The sequence below is a fragment of the Thiolapillus sp. genome, assembly GCF_048562965.1.
Lineage (GTDB): Bacteria > Pseudomonadota > Gammaproteobacteria > Chromatiales > Chromatiaceae > Thiolapillus > Thiolapillus brandeum_A.
Genome location: NZ_JBHNMF010000193.1, coordinates 1 through 5810 on the forward strand (window position 1 = coordinate 1; position 5810 = coordinate 5810).

Annotated in this window: 8 protein-coding genes; 6 read left to right on the forward strand and 2 right to left on the reverse strand. The window is 57.2% G+C overall.

Annotated elements, in window-relative coordinates:
• On the forward strand, positions 1–416 hold a 416-nt coding region (locus ACOCD2_RS10915), incomplete at its 5' end, for a hypothetical protein (protein WP_305800278.1).
• A gap of 31 nt (positions 417–447) precedes the next feature.
• On the opposite strand, the gene ACOCD2_RS10920 is transcribed toward ACOCD2_RS10915, so the two are convergent.
• Positions 448–1407 (reverse strand): phosphate ABC transporter substrate-binding protein, encoded by a 960-nt coding sequence (locus ACOCD2_RS10920; protein WP_293647542.1) that lies wholly within the window; start codon positions 1405–1407, stop codon positions 448–450.
• A gap of 264 nt (positions 1408–1671) precedes the next feature.
• On the opposite strand from ACOCD2_RS10920, the gene ACOCD2_RS10925 reads away from it, so the two are divergent.
• The 5 genes from ACOCD2_RS10925 to ACOCD2_RS10945 are packed head-to-tail and all read left to right on the forward strand — an operon-like array spanning position 1672 to position 4970.
• Positions 1672–2157, forward strand: coding sequence for a TlpA family protein disulfide reductase (locus tag ACOCD2_RS10925; RefSeq protein ID WP_293647544.1), 486 nt, complete (start codon positions 1672–1674; stop codon positions 2155–2157).
• A 15-nt stretch (positions 2158–2172) separates the two neighbouring features.
• Entirely contained in the window at positions 2173–2694 is a 522-nt protein-coding gene (locus ACOCD2_RS10930) for a thioredoxin family protein (protein WP_293647546.1), read from the forward strand.
• A 1-nt stretch (position 2695) separates the two neighbouring features.
• Positions 2696–3961: a TolC family protein gene (locus tag ACOCD2_RS10935; protein ID WP_293647548.1), complete on the forward strand. Its 1266-nt coding sequence runs from the start codon at positions 2696–2698 to the stop codon at positions 3959–3961.
• Between the two features lie 14 nt (positions 3962–3975).
• Positions 3976–4704, forward strand: coding sequence for an efflux RND transporter periplasmic adaptor subunit (locus ACOCD2_RS10940; RefSeq protein WP_293647550.1), 729 nt, complete (start codon positions 3976–3978; stop codon positions 4702–4704).
• Positions 4701–4970: an acylphosphatase gene (locus tag ACOCD2_RS10945; protein WP_293647552.1), complete on the forward strand. Its 270-nt coding sequence runs from the start codon at positions 4701–4703 to the stop codon at positions 4968–4970. Before ACOCD2_RS10940 ends, ACOCD2_RS10945 begins: the two co-directional genes overlap by 4 nt.
• Positions 4971–4990: 20 nt before the next feature.
• On the opposite strand, the gene ACOCD2_RS10950 is transcribed toward ACOCD2_RS10945, so the two are convergent.
• The gene (locus ACOCD2_RS10950; RefSeq protein ID WP_293647554.1) at positions 4991–5725 is read right to left on the reverse strand and encodes a hypothetical protein; all 735 of its coding nucleotides are present in this window, start codon (positions 5723–5725) and stop codon (positions 4991–4993) included.
• Between the last annotated feature and the right edge of the window lie 85 nt (positions 5726–5810).

The following is a 5810-nucleotide window of genomic DNA, read 5'->3' on the forward strand; positions in this document are numbered from 1 at the left end:
AGTTCACCTATGGACTGGGAGTGTACCGGCAGATGGTACGCCACGGTGAGAATACGTCTGCCGAGCTGGAGAACATGCTTTGCCTGTTGCTGCAGCTCGCCAGGGCGCAGGAAAAGGGCGAAGCGGTACCCCTGAGGAAACTCCTGCACTGCAGTTCCGATGCCGAGCATTTGCTGATCCGGCTGCGCGAACGTCATCTGGTGGAATGTAACGAGAAAGGACGCTGGCTGCTGGCGAGGGACAGCCATGATGTGACGCTGTATGAACTCTATCTGGCGGCGGATCACCGCTTGCCTGTTTCCTCCGAGCCGGCCTGGCCCAGCAATCCGGCGCTGCAGTCGCTGTACCAGAAGGTAGACACTTCCATTGCCGAAATTCTGGGTGACAGCCTGCAGTCCCTGAAAAAATCGGCCTGAACGGGAATTTCCTAGCCGAATATGGAAGAAGCTATTTCTCGGTTCCCGGTTTTTTGTTTGTCTCTTTTTTTGTCATGCGCTGTTCCTGCATGGCCCTGACGGTCTTGCGCTGTTCCTTCAGTTTGGAGGACAGGTCGATAGCATCGAGGTAGGGGACCACACCCTGGGCGCGTATGATCTCACGGCCCCGCTTGGACAGGGCGAAGCTGATGAAGCGTTTGATTTCCTTCAGTTGGGGATTGTTGCGGCTCATGTAGGTAATGTAGAGCGGACGGTAGAGCAGGTAGTGACCGGATTTTATGTTTTCATAATTGGGAGCCTTGCCTTCCAGGGCCAGGAGTTTGACGTCACGCTTGCTGGCGCTTGAGATGCCGGAAATGCCGATGGCGTTGGGGTTTTTCACAACGGCTTTTTCCAGGGGTCCCGATGAGGGGAATTCGGCAGTTCCCTTGAACTCCTGGTCAGGGTTGCCCCAGACCAGTTGCCGCAGGGTGAGTCCCACACCGGATATTTTTCCCTTGCGAACCAGCAGTTCTATGGGGGCGTCATTTCCTCCCAGTTCCTTCCAGTTGGTTATTTTCCCTTCATACAGTTCCTTTACCTGACGCAGGCTGATATTGGATACCGGATTGTCCTTGTTCACCATGACCACCAGTGCATCCCAGGCGACTGGTGTCATGCGCACGAAACGCTCTTCGGGAGCGCCGCTGATCTTGGGCCTGCAGGAGCCGCCGATCTCTACGCTGCGCTCTTTCACCCGGCGGATGCCCTTGGTGGCGCCGCCGCCTTCCAGCTCGAAATGCACACCGTAGATCCTTTCGTACTCGGCCGCCAGCTCTTTCATGAAAGCTTTCTTGGTGATACCGCAACCCGCCCAGTGCAGGGTCTTGCTGGCTTCAGTACCCTTGCCGCCGGCTGCCTTGCTGTCGGCAGCGTTGGCGCTGGAAACGGCCAGCAACAGTCCGAATAATGCGATCAGTGTGTATTTCACCAGTTTTTCTCCTGGGTAAGTGCTTCCGGAAACTTTTGAACAGACCGGCAACAGCACGGGGAGCTGTGCTGCCATCTGGGGCTGTCCGGTGCAGGGCATTGATTTGCCGCAGGTGTCCGGGCAAAGACTAGCGGCAACCGTGACAGGAAATCAAGGAACAATATCACGTTGCGGAACATCCTTGTATTGAAGCGAGGACTGCTTTACCTTTCTCCGTTCCCCTTAAATATTGCGTTTTACAGATCCGGCAGAGGTTTGTTCGTCATGAAGCAGGTTTTCAGATACACGGTTGCGGCCAGCATTGTTGTCATGTTGCTGCTGTATTTTTCGACCGCCTTCGCCCGGAGTGTGGATTTTTCATACCCCGATCTGGATGGAAACATACACAAGTTGTCGGATTACCGGGGAAAATGGGTCGTGGTGAACTATTGGGCAACCTGGTGTCCGCCCTGTCTGGAAGAACTGCCCGAGCTGGAAATCTTCCACGATGCCCACAAGGACAGGGATGCGCTGGTGCTGGGGCTGAACATGGAAGACATAGGACTGCAGAAACTGCGGGATTTTGTGGAAGAGCAGTTTCTGTCATATCCTGTCTTGCGGGTAGGCAGTCACCCGGATCTGCCTTTGGGGCGGGTTCCGGGTCTGCCAACCACTTTTCTGGTGTCACCGGAAGGGGAGGTGGTGGCACGTCAGGTCGGTCCTATCGATGGAAAAACTATCGAGGCTTTCATGTCGAATTACAAGCATTGAGGAGGAGTCAGGCGTATGAGGATATTGGCGCTATTTCTGTTGCTTTGTTCCGTTGGTGTGTCCGCCAGCCCCCGGGACCCGGAGCAGTATTTCTTCGACCAGTCTTTCGGTGATTTTTCGGAAGAACTGCAAACGGCCCGTGATCAGGGCAAGCAGGGCATACTCATCATGTTTGAGATGGATGAATGCCCTTTCTGCCACCGCATGAAGACCACGGTACTGAACCGGCCCGAGGTACAGGACTATTTCAGGAAGCATTTCCTGATTTTCAGTGTGGATATCGAGGGCGATATTGAAATCACTGATTTCCAGGGAAAACCAACGACCATGAAGGATTTTGCCTTCAAACAGTATCGTGTGCGAGCCACGCCGGTATTTCAGTTCTTCGATCTCCAGGGAAAGCCCATCAAGCGGGGCCGCTACACAGGTGCAACGAAAAATGCAGAAGAATTCATGCTGCTGGGCAAGTACATCGTAGAGAAGAAATACAGAGATACCAGCTTTACGAAATACAAGCGGCAGATGCCCCGGTGCTGAAATGGGCAGATTGCTGTTTCTGACAGGCGTGTTTCTTCTTTTTCCCGCGGTGCAGGCAGACCCCTTGCCCCAGCCCCTGAGCCTGAGTCAGGCGCTGCAGCTCGTGGATGAAGAACATCCCGCCATCAGGCAGGCAGTGGCCAGGGAAGCCGCCGCTGAAGCGGAGTTGCTCGCCGAGGAAAGTGATGATGATCTCTGGGTGACCCTGGAAGGGCGCCTGAAGTATCTGGAGCCGGCCGAGCTTTCCAATTTTCAGGACAACAATGACAGCCGGCTGGATCTCTGGGTGGAGAAACGCCTGTATGATTTCGGTTACACCGAAGCCCGCCAGGCCTCTGCCCGGGCATCACTGGATGCGGCGAAATGGAGCGGCCTGAACGAGCGTCAGCGCCAGCAGCTTCGCGTCATGCAGGCCTTTCTGGATGTGCTCCTCGCGGATCTGGAATATGTGCGTGACAACGAAGCCGTGGCCATTGCCTATGTACGCTTCGACCGCTTCAGGAACCAGGCGGAGCTGGGCAAACTTTCCGATGTGGATCTGCTGGAAAAGCAGGTGCTGTATGAAAAGATACTCAGCCGCCGCACAGCGACCGAAGCCCGGCAGCGCACTACCCGGTTGCGGCTGGCGCTGGCGCTGAACCGGCCGGGGGAAATTCCTGCTGACCTGGTGTCACCCCCGGCGCCTGATATGGATGCGGTACTGCCACCACAGGAAACGCTGGCCGAAAAGGTATTGCAGAACAACACCGGGCTCAGGGCACTGCGACAGAAGATTACCGCTGCGGAGCAGAAACTGGCCGCAGCAGGAAAGCGTTACGGGCCCGTGATCCGGGGAGAACTGGGTGCCCATGGCTACGCCCGTGAGACCCGTTCCACCGAGCCGTTCAGCGCCGCGCTCGTGCTGGAGATGTCACTGTACAGTGGTGGCCGCGATGATGCGGAAACAGCCAGGGCCAGAGCGGAACTGATGGAAAACCAGGCGCTGAAAGCCAAGCTGGAGCTTGAACTGCGGCAGCAGGTGCTGGAGTTGTGGCTGGAGCAGAACACCCTGCGGCGCAGGCTGAAGGAACTGCGGGCGCGGGAAGAATACCGGGATCTGTATCTTGATCGCAGCCGCACCCTGTATGAGCTGGAACGGACCTCGGATCTCGGAGACGCCATGGTACAGGTTTCTGCCGTCAGGCTGGAACTTGCCAAGCTGCAGTATCAGTGGATGCTGAATGACATGCGTCTCAAGGTGCTTACCGGCGAATGGTTATTACAATGAGAAGGGCAGGAAGGATGAGAATCATAGCGACAATGTTATTGCTGCTGAGCATGATGCAGGTGATGGCGGCCCAGGAGTACAGCGTCAACCTGAAACCCGGCAGGCAACTCACATTGGGCACTCTGGTATCCGGCGTTGTCCGGGAAGTAAAGGTACAGCCCGGACAGGTGGTGGCGCAGGGCGACGTGTTGCTGAAGCTGGATCAGCGTGAGTTCCGGGCGCAACTGAACCGGGCAAAGGCGCTGGTCGCCAGGGCCAACAGCCTGTTCGAAGAGGCAAAGCGGGAGGAAGAGCGCGCAGAGGAATTGTACGACAGAACGCTGCTTTCCGATCACGAACTGCAAAAGGCCCGCATCGGCCGGCTGGAGGCAGAATCGAGAAAATATGATGCCGGGGCGGATCTGGTGCAGGCGAAGCTGAATCTTGAGCGCTCAGCTATCACTGCGCCGGCAGATGGCAGAGTACTGGAAGTTCTGGCCTGGCCGGGGCAACTGTTGCAGAACAGCCTGGAAATTCAGCCTCTTGTCATCTTTGCCGCGACCGATACGCTGCAGTTTACCCTGCTGCTGCCGGGGCAATCCCGGGTAAGGGCGGTGCAGGTGTGGCGTGATGATGAATGGCGGAGTGTCTCCCGGTTCCGGCTCGTGCCGGTCAAGGGAGATGAAAGTAGCTGGCTGCTGCAGGGCTGGGTGGAAAGCCCTGATTTTGAAGTGGGAAAGAAAGTGAAGGTGCTGGTGGAATGAGTTGTGTGCGCTGTATCGTCTCCGGGCGCGTACAGGGCGTCTGGTTTCGTGAAACCACGCGCAGCCGCGCGCGGGAACTGGGACTGTCAGGCAGTGCGGTAAATCTTCCGGATGGCACCGTGGAAGTGATCGCCTGTGGCGATGAACCTGCCGTGAAAGCATTGCAGGACTGGCTGTGGACAGGCTCAACCCTTTCCCGGGTCGAGCAGGTTACCTGTGAAGAATTACCGAATCATGTGCCGTCCCCTGGCTTTCGTACCGGCTGAAATCCCGGCCGGATAGTTCCTCAGGGTGTGCCCTTGAGCTCGGGTGGCCGGAAACGGCTGTCGTTGCGTCCCAGACTGGGGCTGGTCGGGCGCTGCAGAAATGCGTTTCCCGAGGTTTGGGGATTGGAAAAAGGACGTGGCGCCCGGGTCGTGGGGCGAACCTGTTGCTGGGGAGCAGGCGGGGTACTCATGCCGGATTCGCTGCTGTATTCCGGTGGTGTGACCGGTGCAACTCCCTGTGCATGGCTGGGTTGGGTCACGGCTGGCTGTTGTGTGTAGGTCGGGGCTGCGGGTTGCTGCTCATAGGTTGGTGCAGCCGGCTGGGTGCCATAGCTGTTCCAGCCCGGGCTGGTGGCGGGTAATGGTGGATCGTACACAGGAGCCACGTTTCCCGAGAGGGGCTGGGGTGGATAGCCATAGGGCAGACTGTTGGTTCCTGTGCCGAAGGCATTGTTCATCATTTTTCCCGGGTTGAGGTTGAAGCCCGGTGTGGTGTAGGGGGTACTGCCATAGCCTGGAGGCGGGAAATAGCCCGGTTGAGGTAGTGCAGGCTGATAGACCGGAGGGGGATTTCTAGTGCCGGAAGGTACGAACCGCTGGGTGTTACCGGTATTGACCTGGCCGGGATATTCGCTGGTGGGCCGATAGGAACCCGGCACCGGCGGATAGGGTTCGGCAGCCTTCACCGCCAGTCCGCACAGCAGGATCGGCAGGGCAATGCCGCTGACAATGATTGGTTTGGATGTGACACCCATGGTTTCTACTCCTTTCCTTCTTGGGCTCTTCCCCAAATGGAGTGGGTAGATTATCGTAATCCCCTATGAGAGACAAAGACCTATA